At 63.5% G+C, this 13824-nt stretch carries 17 protein-coding genes; 7 read left to right on the top strand and 10 right to left on the bottom strand.

Features of this window, described 5'->3' with window-relative positions; genetic code table 11:
- Positions 1-60 precede the first annotated feature (60 nt).
- From LB536_RS10280 to LB536_RS10240, 9 genes are all read right to left on the bottom strand, one after another.
- Positions 61-486, bottom strand: coding sequence for a hypothetical protein (locus LB536_RS10280; RefSeq protein WP_224591570.1), 426 nt, complete (start codon positions 484-486; stop codon positions 61-63).
- A 249-nt stretch (positions 487-735) separates the two neighbouring features.
- Positions 736-1767 (bottom strand): peptidoglycan -binding protein, encoded by a 1032-nt coding sequence (locus LB536_RS10275; RefSeq protein ID WP_140810713.1) that lies wholly within the window; start codon positions 1765-1767, stop codon positions 736-738.
- A 1-nt stretch (position 1768) separates the two neighbouring features.
- Positions 1769-2794, bottom strand: coding sequence for a MotA/TolQ/ExbB proton channel family protein (locus LB536_RS10270; RefSeq protein WP_140754786.1), 1026 nt, complete (start codon positions 2792-2794; stop codon positions 1769-1771).
- Between the two features lie 118 nt (positions 2795-2912).
- Positions 2913-3599, bottom strand: coding sequence for a PAQR family membrane homeostasis protein TrhA (gene trhA / locus LB536_RS10265; protein ID WP_224591567.1), 687 nt, complete (start codon positions 3597-3599; stop codon positions 2913-2915).
- 81 nt (positions 3600-3680) lie between these two features.
- Positions 3681-4481 carry an inositol monophosphatase family protein gene (locus tag LB536_RS10260; protein WP_140754782.1) on the bottom strand — a complete coding sequence of 267 codons (801 nt, stop codon included), beginning with the start codon at positions 4479-4481 and terminating at the stop codon, positions 3681-3683.
- An 86-nt stretch (positions 4482-4567) separates the two neighbouring features.
- Entirely contained in the window at positions 4568-5134 is a 567-nt protein-coding gene (gene efp / locus LB536_RS10255; RefSeq protein ID WP_027141779.1) for an elongation factor P, read from the bottom strand.
- A gap of 211 nt (positions 5135-5345) precedes the next feature.
- The gene (locus LB536_RS10250; RefSeq protein ID WP_263488995.1) at positions 5346-6341 is read right to left on the bottom strand and encodes a tetratricopeptide repeat protein; all 996 of its coding nucleotides are present in this window, start codon (positions 6339-6341) and stop codon (positions 5346-5348) included.
- A gap of 46 nt (positions 6342-6387) precedes the next feature.
- The gene (locus tag LB536_RS10245; protein WP_140754778.1) at positions 6388-7035 is read right to left on the bottom strand and encodes a thiamine phosphate synthase; all 648 of its coding nucleotides are present in this window, start codon (positions 7033-7035) and stop codon (positions 6388-6390) included.
- A gap of 131 nt (positions 7036-7166) precedes the next feature.
- Positions 7167-8072, bottom strand: a complete 906-nt coding sequence (locus tag LB536_RS10240) for a DMT family transporter (protein ID WP_224591561.1) — start codon at positions 8070-8072, stop codon at positions 7167-7169.
- A gap of 132 nt (positions 8073-8204) precedes the next feature.
- On the opposite strand from LB536_RS10240, the gene LB536_RS10235 reads away from it, so the two are divergent.
- The 3 genes from LB536_RS10235 (at position 8205) to LB536_RS10225 (ending at position 10364) form a co-directional block, all read left to right on the top strand.
- Positions 8205-8663, top strand: a complete 459-nt coding sequence (locus tag LB536_RS10235; RefSeq protein ID WP_140810719.1) for an Lrp/AsnC family transcriptional regulator — start codon at positions 8205-8207, stop codon at positions 8661-8663.
- 85 nt (positions 8664-8748) lie between these two features.
- Positions 8749-9477, top strand: coding sequence for a class I SAM-dependent methyltransferase (locus tag LB536_RS10230; RefSeq protein ID WP_224591558.1), 729 nt, complete (start codon positions 8749-8751; stop codon positions 9475-9477).
- Between the two features lie 116 nt (positions 9478-9593).
- Positions 9594-10364, top strand: a complete 771-nt coding sequence (locus LB536_RS10225) for a sulfite exporter TauE/SafE family protein (protein ID WP_140810721.1) — start codon at positions 9594-9596, stop codon at positions 10362-10364.
- 16 nt (positions 10365-10380) lie between these two features.
- On the opposite strand, the gene LB536_RS10220 is transcribed toward LB536_RS10225, so the two are convergent.
- The gene (locus LB536_RS10220; RefSeq protein ID WP_140810722.1) at positions 10381-10932 is read right to left on the bottom strand and encodes a DUF2269 family protein; all 552 of its coding nucleotides are present in this window, start codon (positions 10930-10932) and stop codon (positions 10381-10383) included.
- Positions 10933-11249: 317 nt separating this feature from the next.
- Between LB536_RS10220 and LB536_RS10215 the strand changes: the two genes are divergently transcribed.
- The 4 genes from LB536_RS10215 (at position 11250) to ruvA (ending at position 13789) form a co-directional block, all read left to right on the top strand.
- Entirely contained in the window at positions 11250-11630 is a 381-nt protein-coding gene (locus LB536_RS10215) for a hypothetical protein (RefSeq protein ID WP_140754766.1), read from the top strand.
- 385 nt (positions 11631-12015) lie between these two features.
- A complete protein-coding gene (locus LB536_RS10210) occupies positions 12016-12549 on the top strand; it encodes a DUF1465 family protein (RefSeq protein ID WP_140754764.1) in 534 nt (177 codons plus the stop codon).
- Between the two features lie 96 nt (positions 12550-12645).
- Positions 12646-13158, top strand: coding sequence for a crossover junction endodeoxyribonuclease RuvC (gene ruvC / locus LB536_RS10205; protein ID WP_140754762.1), 513 nt, complete (start codon positions 12646-12648; stop codon positions 13156-13158).
- A gap of 13 nt (positions 13159-13171) precedes the next feature.
- Positions 13172-13789 (top strand): Holliday junction branch migration protein RuvA, encoded by a 618-nt coding sequence (ruvA, locus tag LB536_RS10200; RefSeq protein WP_224591555.1) that lies wholly within the window; start codon positions 13172-13174, stop codon positions 13787-13789.
- The last annotated feature ends 35 nt before the right edge of the window (positions 13790-13824 follow it).

Below are 13824 nucleotides of genomic sequence, written 5' to 3'. Positions count from 1 at the left end.
CGCGGATTGGGATCCCGAAGGCGTCAGTCGGTCCCTTCCTCTTTTCCAGGCAGGATGGCCTCAGCCGTTCGGATAGTTTCCGCCGTCGGAGCCATCTCCAATCAGGAAACCGCTGCCGGTGTAACCCATCAGACGCTGGTCGACATTGTCGAGCCGGCGCAGCAGGTCATGGTATTGCGCGGCCGGTATCCTGCCATGATCCGACGCGGCTATCTTCTCGGCGGCCTGACCGATACGGGCCGTTCGCATTTCCAGGCGCTCCGCGACGGCCGGGACGATGTTGTTGGCTCGCCTGGCGTCGACGATGCCCTGATGGACACCCTGAACCTGCTGAACGAGCGCCGCGACGCGCGGGCCTGTCATGGCAGTCGGACCGGTCGCATCGAGTGCCCCCTTGTGGTGGCCCGCGGCATAGGCTCCGGCAAGCGGGGCGGCGATCAGAATTGCGGCAAGGGTTGCAGTCTTGAGAGATGCTGAAGAGCGCATGACAGCGCCTCCTTTGCTGGGAAGGAAGAGCGGCCTTGCCGCTCCGCGTTCCGGACGTGGGCCGTCCGGTTCCGTCGCGTCGCGATAGGGAGGCATCGCCGGCGGTTCTCGGCCCTGAGCAGCAAGCTAGGAGCGCTTCCGGGCGAAGTGTAATTAAAAAAAGATAATCTTTTCAGGCCTTGCCGGTCGCTTTCTGCGCCCTAGAGTTGAGCCGGCGAACAATTTCGCGTGAGATCGCGTGATGATGGATCACCGTTCGGTGAGCTTCAGTTCAATGCGGCGGTTCTTGTTGCGCGCTTCGTCGGTATCGGCGGGATCGAGCGGCTGGAACTCGCCGAAGCCGGCGGCGACCAGCCGGTTGGCCGGCACGCCGTTCTCGATCAGGAACTTGACCACCGAGGTCGAGCGCGCCGTCGACAGTTCCCAATTGTCGCGGTAACGGCCATTGCCGGACAGCGGCTTGTTGTCGGTGTGACCGTCGACGCGCAGCACCCAGTTGATCTCAGGGGGGATCTCTTTCTGCAATTCGATGATGGCGTCGGCGAGCTTCTTCATTTCGACCTTGCCGGCATCGTTGATCACTTCCGAGCCGGTCGGGAACAGCACTTCCGACTGGAAAACGAAGCGGTCGCCGACGATGCGGATGTTCTCGCGGTCGGCGAGGATTTCGCGCAGGCGCCCGAAGAAATCGGAACGGTAACGGTTCAATTCCTGCACACGCTGCGCCAGCGCCACGTTCAGGCGACGGCCGAGATCCGCGATCTTGGTGTTGGAATCGCGATCGCGCGTTTCGGAGACGTTGAGGGCATCCTCGAGCGCGCCGATCTGCTTGCGCAAGGCCGCGATCTGCTGGTTGAGGATCTCGACCTGGCTCAGAGCCTGCTGGCTGATCTGGCGTTGGTTGTCGAGTTCACCGCCCAACTGCGCGGCACGCTGGTTGGCGGCGTCGCCGGCGCCGGCACCTTGTGCCAGCAACTGTTCGAGCCGGCTCTTCTCCGCCTGCGCCGCCGACAGCGATGCCTGCAGATTGGCGAGCGAATCCTCCTTGTCCTGCGTCGTTGAGCGCTCCAGCGCCAGAAGCTGGGTCAGTTCGTTGATCTGGGAGTTGAGGCGCGACAGTGCCGTGTCCTTGCCGGAGATTTCGCGGCCGAGCAGGAACTGCGCCAGCACGAAAACGGTGAGCAGGAACATGATGGCGAGCAACAGCGTCGACAGCGCGTCGACGAAGCCCGGCCAATAGTCGATGCGGCGATCGGTACGCCGGCCCCTGGCAAGCGCCATGCTAGTGCACCCCGGGCTTCTTCAGCGCGTCGGCGATCTTTTCCAGCGTGTTGCGCATCGCCTTCTGCTCGTCGGACTGGGCTTCGACCCAATCGCGCATGATCTGCTGCTCGGAACGCATGTTCTTGACCAGGCCGGAAATGCCGTCGGCGAGATTGGCCATGGCGGTGGCGACGCGCGGGTTGGAGCCGCCGCCATTCTCCTGCATGCTGCGCAGCCGTTCCGACAGCAGCCGGATTTCGTCGGAGGGTTCGGTCCTGGCCGGGTCGGAAACGACGATGTCGGACGACAGGTCGGTGACCGAGGACAGCCAGTTTTCGAGTTCGGTGTAGAAGCGCGTCTGGGCGCGGCCGGCCTGCAGGTCGAGGAAGCCGAGAACGAGCGAGCCGGACAGGCCGAACAGCGAGGACGAGAAGGCGGTGCCCATGCCGGCCAGCGGCGCCGACAGGCCCTGCTTCAGCGAATCGAGCACCGCCGCGGCATCACCCGTGCCGGGATCGAGCGATTGGATGGTCTCGCGGATCGAGCCGATCGTGTTCAACAGGCCCCAGAAGGTGCCAAGCAGGCCGAGGAACACCAGCAGGCCTACCAGGTAGCGCGAGGTGTCGCGGCTCTCGTCGAGGCGCGTGGCGATGGAATCGAGCATGGTACGCATCGAACTGGTCGAAAAGGCCATGGACGACGAGCGTCCTATCATCGCCTTCATAGGCGCCAGCAGCACCGGTTCCGTGGTCTCCGAGCCGGCGCGGAAGGAGTTGACCCAGCGCACCTCGCGAAACAGCCGCCCGACCTGCGTGAAGGCCAGCAGGATACCGACCACGAGTACGCCGACGATCAGGCCGTTGAGGCCGGGATTGGTGACGAATGCCGTCGTGACCTGGCGGGTCAGGATGGCGACGATGAAGGCGACGATGGCCAGGAAGATGACCATGGTCAGCAGAAAAACCTGCGGGCTCGACAATTTGTGCGGATCGTAGATGAGCACGTCGGAGCGCCTGCCCATGCCGAAGGATCTGAGTAAAGCCATCCGTGCCCCGTTTCCGATGCCGCTGCCGCCGATCACGTTGCTGGCGACTCTAAACGGAATTGTGACCAAATTGAATGGTGCTTGGCAATATTGCCACAGGCGGCTTGGAGCCGACGCTTCAAAGGCGATTGATGACCAGGCAATCGACCATGGCCGCCAGATGCAGGCTGGCGCCGGTGACGACGAAGCCGTGCCAGAGCGCGTTGTGGAAGCGCAGCGCCTTCCAGGCGAAGAAAATCACGCCGCAGGAATAGACGACGCCACCGGCGACGATGAGCACGATCGACGTGGTCGGCAGCGTCTCGACGAGCGGTTTGACGAGGATGATGCCGCTCCAGCCGATGGCAAGGTAGAAGACGATCGCCAGCCTGTCGAAGCGGCCGGGGAAGAACACCTTGATGGCAATGCCCGTTGCCGCCGCGGCCCAGACCAGAACGATCATCCAGCGCGCCAGCGGCGAGTTTCCCAACTGGCCGAGAAAGGGTGTGTAGGTGGCGGCGATCAAGAGATAGATCGCGGCATGATCGAAACGTCGCAGGATCCATTTCGCGGGCGACGTCACCGGCCACAGATTGTAGGTCAGCGATACCGAGAGCACCGTAAGCAGCGAGACGACATAGAAGGCGGCTGCGATGTATTCGCCGGGCCCGACCCGGGAGGCGGCGAGCGCCAGCAGCGCCGAACCGGCCGCGATCGCCAGCACGATCCCGACAGCATGGACGACCCCGTCGGCGATCATCTCGGCGCGCGAATAGTGCCAGCGTCCGATGAACGGGATGTCGATCTGTGGCGGGGTGTTGGTCATCTATCGTCCTGCATCACCCTAATCTGGGCGACCGACGGACAGTATTTCAAGCTTTGTTTGCGGTTTTACGACTGCGGCGGTTCAGCGCGGCGAGAGCGGCTTTTTCACCGTCTTCAGCAATGCGCGCTGGATGATCTCGTTGCCGGCGACGACCGTGCCGGTGTCGAGCATGTCCTGTCCGCCATCCATGTCGGAGGCGAAGCCGCCCGCTTCGCGGATCAAGAGCAGGCCGGCGGCGATGTCCCAGGCCGACAGGCCGACTTCCCAGAACCCGTCCATGCGTCCGGCGGCGACATAGGCAAGATCGAGCGAGGCGGAGCCCATGCGGCGTATGCCGGAGACCTCGGCCATGACGTTGCGCAGTTCGACAAGGAAATTGCCGTGGTGGCCGCGGCCGAGATGCGGCACGCCGCAGCCGATCACCGTGTCGACAAGCTTGGTGCGGCCGGCGACGCGCAGGCGGCGATCATTCATGAAGGCGCCGCCGCCGCGTTCGGTCGTATAGAGCTCATCCATGGCCGGATTGTAGATGACGCCGGCAACGATCTGGCCCTGGCGCTCGAGCGCGATCGAGACGGCGAAAAGCGGAATGCCGTGCAGGAAATTGGTGGTGCCGTCGAGCGGGTCGACGATCCAGCGGTGCTGGCTGTCATCACCGGCGATGGCGCCGCGCTCTTCCATCAGGAAGCCGTAGCCCGGGCGCGCCTTCGACAGCTCGGCGAAAACGATGTCCTCGGCCTTGCGGTCGGCCTGGCTGACATAGTCGCCGGGACCCTTCATCGAGACCTGCAGGTTCTGGACCTCGCCGAAGTCGCGCGACAGCGAGCGGCCGGCCTTCATTGCGGCCTGGACCATGACGTTGAGGAGGGCGGAGCGTGCCATAGTGCTTCTTCCTGGTGCGGCGCTTTAAACTCTGTCTCGATGCATGTCGGTGACCCACAACCGGGGCCACTTCAGGGCGACATGCATCAGTCGGCGCGGCGCACGTAAGTGATTTCGTTGGTGTCGACGATGATGCGTTCGCCGGCGCCGATGAAGGGCGGCACCAGCACGCGAATGCCGTTTTCCAGCACCGCCGGCTTATAAGAGGACGCCGCCGTCTGGCCCTTCACCACGGGATCCGCCTCGGTGATGGTCAGCGTGACATAGTCGGGCAGCGAAATGCCGATCGGCCGCTCCTCGTAGAGCTGAACCGTCACCATCATGCCGTCCTGCAGGAACGCGGCGCGGTCGCCGACGAAGTCCTTGTTCAGTTCGAGCTGCTCGTAGCTTTGCGTGTCCATGAACACCAGCGCGTCTTCCTGCTCGTAGAGGAAGGAAAAATCCTTCAGGTCAAGCCGGATCTGCTCGACCGTCTCGGCCGAACGGAAGCGCTCGTTGAGCTTGGTGCCGTTGATGAGGTTCTTCAGTTCGACCTGGTTGTAGGCGCCGCCCTTGCCGGGCTTGACGGTGTTGGTCCTGACCGCCACCCAGAGGCCGCCATCGTGTTCGATGACATAGCCGGGACGGATTTCGTTGCCATTGATCTTGGCCATGATGATGGGATCCGGGAATGAGACTTTCGCTGGAAAAAGCGATTTCGGCTCCCAAGACCACAAAACACCCGAAGAGGCAAGCTGACGCTGAGCAAGCGTGCCGGGCCAAGTATCAGCCGAAGCGCGGAATGCTGTCACGTCGAGGCTCGAACACGGCCCGTCCTTTGGCAAAGTCGTCCTGCATCATATGCAATGAGCGTGCGCGCTGCCCTCAGGGCAACCGGTTCGCCTTCTGCAGGGCCTGCTTGGTCTGGTCGTCGCTCAGCCCTTGCAGGAAATCGTCCATCTCCTGATCGATGAGGCCGGCGCGGCGGGCGACGATGTACCAGGCACCGGCGAGCACGAGGTCCGGATCGGTGCCGATGCCTTGCATATAGAGTTTTGCCAGGCGGTTCTGGGCCGCGACATTGCCGCCTTCGGCGGCCTGCTTCGTCCAGCCGAAAGCCGATTTCAGGTCGCGCGCGCCGCCGCGGCCCTCGATCATCCAGGCGGCGAGATCGATCTGCGCGGTGTCGTAGTTCTGACGGGCGGCCTGCGCCAGCAGCCGCCGTGCCTGTGCATCGTCGCGCGGCTTGCCGCCGACGCCGTTGGCATAGATCTGCGACATGGCGTATTGCGCATCGGCGAGACCGGTCGCCGCTGCGCGCTCATAATAGGAAACCGCCTTGGCCAGGCCGGCGTCGCCGGGATCCTGCTGGACCAGCATCTGCGCGAAATTGAATTGCGCCAGCTGGTTGCCGGCTTCGGCGGCGGCCTGCATCAAGGCATAGGCCCCCTTCGTGTCCTTCTTGACGTAGCGGCCGTCGAGCAGCATCAGCGCATATTGGAACTGCGATTCGGGCACGCCCTGCTCGGCGGCAAGCGCGTACCATTTCGCGGCCTCGGCCGAGTTCAACGGCACACCCAAGCCACGCGACAGGATCTCGGCCACCAGCGTCTGCGCCGCCGGGTCGCCATTCTGCGCACGGACCAGCGCCAGATTGTAGGCGGTCTTGTAGAGCCCGCGCTGGAAGGCGCCATAGGCGGCGTCGGCCGGCTTGGCGCCGAAACGATCGGGATTGACGCTGTCGACCGAGGGCAGCGGTGCGGGCTCCGCCGTGGTGGCGGGCTGCGGCAGCTGGTTTTCGATCGGCTTGTCGGTGTGCACGCCGGTGTCAGGCTTGGGCTGCGGCAAGGGCATAGTTTCGGCGGCGGCGGCCTGGATCATCACCGCCGCAAGCAGGGCCTGAAGGGAAAGCCTTGCCAGGGACACGTCAATCCTCGAAGCGCGGCGCTGTTTCGTCGAGCAGCGCATTGGCCCGGGTGATTGCCGCCTTCGGATCGACGCCATCGGCAAACACGGCGCTCGACAGCGCGACGAATTCGGCGCGTGTGGCTGCCACCGTTTCGACGGAGGCAAGATCGGAACCGGCCTCGACGATGCAGGGGATCTGGATCATCTGCGCCCACCATTGCCCCAATGACAGATTGCGCGGATGCGGCTCGGGCTTGTTGTCGTAGCCGAAGCGGCCGAAGAAAATGTAATCGGGCCTGGCCTCGCCGAGCTCCAGCGCGTCGTCGCGGGTCTTGGCGCCGCCGGCGCCGACCATCATTTTCACCTGGAAATGCTCGATCGTCTCGGCAAGCTCGGCCTTGGAAACCTCGACATGGATGCCATCGGCCTGGACCCGGCCCGCGATGCGGGTGTCGCCAGCGATGATGACGGCCACGCCCGCGGCCTGCGCGGCTGGCACGACCTGTTCGGCGAACGCTTGGAAGGAGGCCTCGTCCATGCCGTTCTCGGGCAGGATCAGCGAGGCGACGTCGCCGCCGTCGAACGCGGCAGCGATGCGGGTGGCCGGCACGCCGGGCGGCGCGATCAGTACGATGCGGCAGCGGTTGGGGGGCGTTGCGTCATTCATGGTTCTTCGATCCCGGGTTTCGCCTATGCCGGGCGAAGATGGTTGGATTGCGGCATAGAGCAAACTGCCCGCTTTGAACAGGCGGGCAGCCAGGATCGGGATCTTTGACCTGGGGTAGCCAGTGTGTCGCCTTACTTGATCGGCTGTGGGCTCGCGGCGGACGGTCTCGGTTTCCACAATGTCCAGCCGAGATTCATGCCGGCGGCGGCGATCAGGATGGCGGCGGCGCCGACGACCTGGCTGAGATGCAGCCGATGGCCGAAAGCGGTGACATCGACCAGGATGGCAACGACCGGATAGATGAAGGACAGCGATCCCTGCAGATGCGTCGGCAGCTTCTGGATGGCGCCGTACATCAGGATGTACATCAGGCCGGTGTGGACGATGCCGAGCGTCGCCAGCATGGCCCAGCTCCATGGATCGGCGGGAAGATGCGAGAGATTTGCGAAGGGCGCCAGCATGACGACGCCGACGCAGACCTGGATGAGTGCGATCAGATGCGGCGGCGTGCCCTTGAGCTTCTTGGTGACGATGGCGGCGACAGCCCAGAAGAAGGCGGCGGCCAGGGCCATCAGAATGCCGGCGAGATAGTTCGTACCGACATCGCCGGCATCGGGGGCGGCCCCGACGATCAGCACCATGCCGGCGAAGGCGATTGCCAGCCAGGTCAGCTTGGTCAATGTCAGCCGCTCGGCGAACAACAGCGCGCCGAAGCCGACCAGCATGAAGGGCTGCGTGTTGTAGACCGCGGTGGCGATCGAGATGGAGGCGCGCGAGAACGCGCTGAACAGGAGCAGCCAGTTGATGACGATCGCCGCGCCGCCCAGTGCCGCGAGGCCGATGATGCGCAACGACAGCCTGTTGCGCAACAATCCAAGCGAAGCGCAGATGATGAGCAGCGTCAGCGCGCCGAACGCGCAGCGCCAGAACACCACATCCATGATCGGCTGGCCGGACATGATGACGAACCATCCGATCGTTCCCAGGATCGCCATTGCCGCCGACATTTCGACCGTGCCGCGTACAGTATCGTTCATGATAAGCCTCTGAACCCGTTGATGCGGCATAATCTCATGCGATGTGAGAGCTTTCCATCTTTTGGAAAAGGCGATATGGGGGAGTTGCCTAATTATATTAGGTTACTACCTCAAGAACCATGAGAAAGATAAATGCTGGACGATCTCGACCGAAATCTGCTGGAAATCCTGGTCAGGGATGCGCGAACCTCGCTGAAGGATCTGGCGGCCCAGGTCGGGCTGTCGTCGCCGAGCGTTTCGGAGCGTCTGCGGCGGCTCGAGGAACGGGGCGTCATCCGGGCGTTCACCGTCGAGATCGATCCGCTGGCGCTCGGCTATACGCTTCAGGCGATCGTGCGGATCAAACCTTTGCCGGGCAAGCTGCACATCGTCCAGAAGCTGATCGAGGAGATTGAAGAGTTCGGCGAATGCGACAAGGTGACGGGAGATGACTGTTTCGTCGCCCGGCTGTACGTGCGCTCGATCGGCGACCTCGACGGCATTCTCGACCGTATCGCCGACAAGGCCGAGACCAGCACCGCCATCATCAAGGCACAGCCGATCCGGCGGCGACCGCCGCCCCTGGGGTTGCCGTCGGGCTCACGGGCTTGACACCGCGTGGCCGTGGTGGAAAGGCGCGGCCAGTCCACCAAATGTCAGTCTTCCGCCAAGTGCCTGTCTGAAGAGCGAGAAAAACATGGCGCAGAACATTTACGATCAACCGGATTTCTTCGCGGGCTACAGCCAGCTTGGCCGCTCGGTCGAAGGCCTCGAAGGCGCCGCCGAGTGGCCGGCGCTTCGCGCGATGCTGCCTGATGTCGCAGGCCTGAGGATCGTCGACCTCGGCTGCGGCTTCGGCTGGTTCTGCCGCTGGGCGCACGGGCAGGGCGCGGCCGACGTCCTTGGGCTGGACCTGTCGGAGAAGATGCTGGCCCGGGCGAGGGCCGCCGGCCCGGACACCGGCATCACCTATGAGAGGGCCGACCTCGACCGGCTAAGCCTGCCGCAAAGCGGCTTCGATCTCGCTTACAGCTCGCTCGCCTTGCACTATGTCGAGCATGTTGCGCGCCTGTTCAGGACCGTGCACCAGGCCCTGTCGCCCGGCGGCCATTTCGTCTTCTCGACGGAGCATCCGATCTACATGGCGCCGACCAATCCGGGCTGGTCGATCGATGGGGAGGGGAAAAAGACTTGGCCTGTCGACCGGTATCTGGTGGAAGGGCCACGCAAGACCGACTGGCTGGCCAAGGGGGTGGTGAAACATCACCGCACCATCGGCACCACGCTCAACACGCTGATCCGCACGGGTTTCACAATCGTGCATGTCGAGGAATTCCGTCCAACGGACGCGCAGATCGCGGCCATGCCGGACCTTGCGGAAGAGCTCGAGCGGCCGATGTTCCTGCTGGTTTCGGCGCGCCGATAGGTGCTCGAAGCCCGTTAGAGGGGCCGGTCGCGGCCAGCCCATATTTGCGGTCGCCGAGCAGACGGTTCTGGGTTATTCAGGCGTCGACGCGCTTTCCCTCCAGACCAGTCCCTCCCATGTCAGGCCTGCTTCTCGATCCGTGGTTCTACGCGGCCGCCGTCCCGGCGGTCATTCTGGTCGGCCTGTCCAAGGGCGGCTTCGGCGGCGCCGTCGGTTTCGTCGGCGTGCCGCTGATGGCGCTGATCATGCCGCCGGTCCAAGCGGCCGCCATCCTGCTGCCTATCCTGTGCCTTATGGACATCGTCTCGGTGTGGACGTGGTGGGGCGTATACGACCGCAAGATGCTGGTCGACATGATGCCGGGCGCCGTCGTTGGCATCGGGCTTGGCTGGCTGACGGCGGCACTGGTCACCGAGGAAGCGGTGCGGCTCATCGTCGGCGCCGTTGCCATCATCTTCGTGCTGCGCTGGCTTTACCTGCAATTTCGTCATGGTTCCGACCATGCGGCCGAACCCAATCGCGTGGCCGCGGCCCTATGGGGCACTGTCGCCGGGTTCACCAGCTTCGTCGCCCATGTCGGTGGCCCGCCCTTCCAGGTCTATGCCTTGCCCATCCGGCTCGACCCCAAGGTGCTGTCGGGCACGGCAGCGATCTTCTTTGCCGCCACCAACGCGCTGAAGCTCATCCCCTATTTCGCGCTCGGCCAGTTCGACACCGCCAATCTGACGGCATCGGCGGTGCTGATGCCGCTGGCGCCGTTGTCGACCATTGCCGGTGCATGGCTGGTGCGGCGGATGCGGCCGGAGATCTTTTATCCCTTCACCTATGCGACCGTGGCGGTCGTGGCCGTGAAGCTCCTGTGGGACGGGATCGCCGGCCTCATGTAGCGCATTCCAGCCCGCATCAGGCGGCGCTTGGCACCATGCGTCTTGGCCGGCCGAGCGCCATCGCGGCACCGGCGGCAAGGACCAGCACCATGCCCGCCAGGACAGCGAAGTCGTGCAGGGTCGGCTTCAGAACCATGTCGGTGATGATGACAAGCATGACCGCATAATCGAAGCGAGCCGCCCGCAGGATGCGGTGGCCATAGGCAAGGGCTGCGGGCGTCACGCCGTCCCTGGCGATCATCGCGGCCATGCGGTCGGCGGTCGGCTTGAAAACGAACATGCCGATGCAGAAGGTCGTGGCGTAGCCGGCAAGGCCGATCAGGACCCAGAGATCGGAGAAGCCGACCCAGAACGAGCACATGATCAATCCGAAGGCCAATGTCAGCATCGACATCGGCGCGAAGAAGCGGTTGCCCAACTCGCCGGTGGCGCGCATCGCCTGCAGCGTTCCCTGGATGTTGCCGGCACGATCCGCCAGCGTCGCCAGCACCATCAGCGTGAAGCCGCCGCCGACCCAAAGCGTCGCCGAAAGGATGTGCAGCAATTTGACGATGGAATACCAATCCATGGCTTTCTCCCCGATGCCCCTGGCGGCGCGTGCCATTGCCCGCCCGCCGATCAGATGTCGCAGCGTTTAGCGCCGCGGCTGTTTCGGTACGATGTCGCGGAAAACCGGCTGTGTTTCAGACTGCCGGATAACGAAAGGAGCAACTAATATGATGAACGCACCGCCCGGTTTTCTGCTATGTCGGCAGTGTCGGGGGACGCGACATCGTCCGGAAACAATGCCGATGCTAGTGCCGACGCTGGAAGTCCGGCGGCGACGGCGCTGGCCTGACGATCAACTCATTCCCAGCTTGGGAAAAGGCAATTCGGGGGACTAATATGCAAGGGACAGCACGGAATTTCTTCACGCTGGCGATCATCTATGCGCTGTGCGGCATGGCACTCGGCATCCACATGGCCATCAGCGACGACCACGGCCAGATGCCGACCCACGCCCACACGATGGTGGCTGGCTGGCTGATGTCGGCGGTCTTCGCGTTCTTTTACCACCTGTTTCCGGCAGCCGGGCAAAAGACACTGGCCCTCGTCCATTTCTGGCTGACGGCAATCAGCGGCATCGGGCTCATGATCGGCCTTTATATACTGCTTGCCGGAAATCCGGGGATCGAGCCGTTACTCGGGATATCGTCGATCGGCTTCTACGCAGGCATGCTGCTGTTCGCCTTCATTGCCTTGCCGGTGGTGTGGAAAAAGGCCTGAGTGAAGGCTGAAACCTGGCCTGTGCGGCTGTGCTGTTACGGCACAGAAACACGGCATTGGGTCAAAAAATATCAGGGGTGTTAAGGGTTCATTAAGCTTTACAGGCGTTTACTATGTCCATCCAGTGATCTGGATTCTTACCGAGTGGTTGGAGCCACTTTGTTTGACGCCTCCCTGTTAAACTCCTGAGAGCCGCCTTATCCGCGGCTCTTTTTTTGTCCGAATTCCGGCGGTATCCCGCACAGCCGAGCGCTGTTAACCTTCTGTTAAACATGTGCTTGCCTTCACCCCGGACGAAGCGCATTTTCAAGCTTCAGTCTTATAGGGTCTCGGGTGTATCGGCAGAGAGCCGAATCGGCCGATTGCAAGTGCAGGGGCGTTATCAATGAACGAGCCTTCGAAGGGCATTGCGAAAACCGTGAAGCTGGCGGAGCGCCGGGTTTTTTCGCACTCCTTCAAACCGCTTTACCAGGAAGGCATGGGACTGGTCGAACAGGCGGCGGAGTATCTCGACGGCAAGGGCCGGGCCGAGGCCAAGAAACTGTCGCGGCTGGCGGCCACGCTCTACGCGGCCGAATCGATGCGGCTGACCACCAGGCTGATGCAGGTCGCCTCGTGGCTGCTTTTGCAGCGCGCGGCGAATTCCGGCGAGATGACCCGCGACCAGGTCGCATCGGAAAAGTCCAAGGTGCGCCTCGACACCGCTTCCGCCCATGACGAGGCGGCCGGCTGGGCCGAACTGCCGAATGATTTCCTCGACCTCGTCAACCGGTCGCTGCGCCTGCAGGCATTGGTGCGCCGCATGGATGAAGAGATCTACGGCGCCGGCGCGGTGGTCGACGTGCAGCCCGTCGCTCGCCGACCCAATCCGGTCTCGGACCAGATCAGCCTGCTCAACACGGCGTTCGCCCGCAATTAAGCGATTTCGCAATCGCTCCCCTTGAAATTGCAAGGGTTGTTTCCGGTTTGTTCACATTTCGCTGGCATCGCTGTCCGCCGGGGGTAAAGTCACCGGATGGGGGACGCGATTCGCATCATCGGTATCGATCCGGGGCTCAGGCGCACCGGCTGGGGCATCGTCGAGAGCCTCGGCAATTCGTTGCGTTTTGTCGCTTCGGGTACCGTGCGCTCCGAGGACAAGGCGGCGCTGGCGACGCGGCTCTGCCAACTGCATGACGGGCTCGCCGAAGTCCTGCATCAGGCCATGCCGCATGAGGCCGCCGTCGAACAGACCTTCGTCAACAAGGACGCCGTTGCGACGCTGAAGCTCGGCCAGGCACGCGGCATCGCCATGCTGGTCCCGGCGCGGGCGGGCCTCGTCGTCGCCGAATATGCGCCCAATGCGGTGAAGAAGGCGGTGATCGGCGTCGGCCACGGCGACAAGAAGCAGATCCACATGATGGTGAAGGTGCTGCTGCCGAAGGCGATCTTCGACACCGAACACGCCGCCGACGCGCTGGCCATCGCGATCTGCCACGCGCATCACCGGCAGAGTGCTGCCTATCGGCTGGCGGCATTGGCATCATGAGAGGCTGTTGGGGATGATCGGCAAGCTCATGGGTACGCTCGACGAGGTCGACGAGGATTTCTGCCTCGTCGACGTGCACGGCGTAGGCTACGTCGCCTATTGCTCGGTGCGCACGCTCGCCGCGCTGCCTTCGCCCGGCGAGGCGGTGGTGCTGTTCATCGAGACCTATGTGCGCGAGGACATGATCCGGCTCTACGGCTTCCAGTCGCAGCTCGAGCGCGAATGGTTTCGGTTGCTGATGAACAACGTGCCGGGTGTCGGCGCCAAGGTGGCGCTGGCCATCCTGTCGACGCTGGCGCCGGCCGACCTCGCCAATGCCATTGCACTGCGCGACATCGCCATGATTTCCCGCGCCCCTGGCGTCGGCAAGAAGGTGGCCGAGCGCATCGTCACCGAATTGAAGAACAAGGCGCCGGCCTATGCCGGCGCTTCGGGCACGATCGGCCTGAAGCAGGAACTCGGTGAAGGCATGGCGCCGGCGCCGATCACCGACGCTGTCTCGGCCCTGGTCAACCTCGGCTATTCGCGCGACACCGCCGCCAATGCGATATCGGCGGCGCTGAAGACGGCGGGTGAGGACGCAGATGCCTCGAAACTGATCCGCTTCGGACTGAAGGAATTGGCACGGTGATTGCTTGAAAACAAAATTCCAACTACAATATGCTT

Source organism: Mesorhizobium sp. ES1-3, from assembly GCF_020164795.1.
In the GTDB taxonomy this organism is placed as follows: Bacteria; Pseudomonadota; Alphaproteobacteria; order Rhizobiales; family Rhizobiaceae; genus Mesorhizobium.
Note: the sequence above shows the minus strand (reverse complement) of the source record. Positions and strands in the feature narration are given on the sequence as shown.

Coding starts and splice junctions, on each gene's coding strand:
- LB536_RS10250 (WP_263488995.1), bottom strand. CDS start 6,341: ATGATCCAGGCCGCCGCCGCCGAAACTATGCCCTTGCCGCAGCCCAAG.
- efp (WP_027141779.1), bottom strand. CDS start 5,134: ATGGCCAAGATCAATGGCAACGAAATCCGTCCCGGCTATGTCATCGAA.
- ruvC (WP_140754762.1), top strand. CDS start 12,646: ATGGGGGACGCGATTCGCATCATCGGTATCGATCCGGGGCTCAGGCGC.
- LB536_RS10260 (WP_140754782.1), bottom strand. CDS start 4,481: ATGGCACGCTCCGCCCTCCTCAACGTCATGGTCCAGGCCGCAATGAAG.
- LB536_RS10270 (WP_140754786.1), bottom strand. CDS start 2,794: ATGGCTTTACTCAGATCCTTCGGCATGGGCAGGCGCTCCGACGTGCTC.
- trhA (WP_224591567.1), bottom strand. CDS start 3,599: ATGACCAACACCCCGCCACAGATCGACATCCCGTTCATCGGACGCTGG.
- LB536_RS10235 (WP_140810719.1), top strand. CDS start 8,205: ATGCTGGACGATCTCGACCGAAATCTGCTGGAAATCCTGGTCAGGGAT.
- LB536_RS10230 (WP_224591558.1), top strand. CDS start 8,749: ATGGCGCAGAACATTTACGATCAACCGGATTTCTTCGCGGGCTACAGC.
- LB536_RS10220 (WP_140810722.1), bottom strand. CDS start 10,932: ATGGATTGGTATTCCATCGTCAAATTGCTGCACATCCTTTCGGCGACG.
- LB536_RS10240 (WP_224591561.1), bottom strand. CDS start 8,072: ATGAACGATACTGTACGCGGCACGGTCGAAATGTCGGCGGCAATGGCG.
- LB536_RS10280 (WP_224591570.1), bottom strand. CDS start 486: ATGCGCTCTTCAGCATCTCTCAAGACTGCAACCCTTGCCGCAATTCTG.
- LB536_RS10215 (WP_140754766.1), top strand. CDS start 11,250: ATGCAAGGGACAGCACGGAATTTCTTCACGCTGGCGATCATCTATGCG.
- LB536_RS10225 (WP_140810721.1), top strand. CDS start 9,594: ATGTCAGGCCTGCTTCTCGATCCGTGGTTCTACGCGGCCGCCGTCCCG.
- LB536_RS10245 (WP_140754778.1), bottom strand. CDS start 7,035: ATGAATGACGCAACGCCCCCCAACCGCTGCCGCATCGTACTGATCGCG.
- LB536_RS10275 (WP_140810713.1), bottom strand. CDS start 1,767: ATGGCGCTTGCCAGGGGCCGGCGTACCGATCGCCGCATCGACTATTGG.
- LB536_RS10210 (WP_140754764.1), top strand. CDS start 12,016: ATGAACGAGCCTTCGAAGGGCATTGCGAAAACCGTGAAGCTGGCGGAG.
- ruvA (WP_224591555.1), top strand. CDS start 13,172: ATGATCGGCAAGCTCATGGGTACGCTCGACGAGGTCGACGAGGATTTC.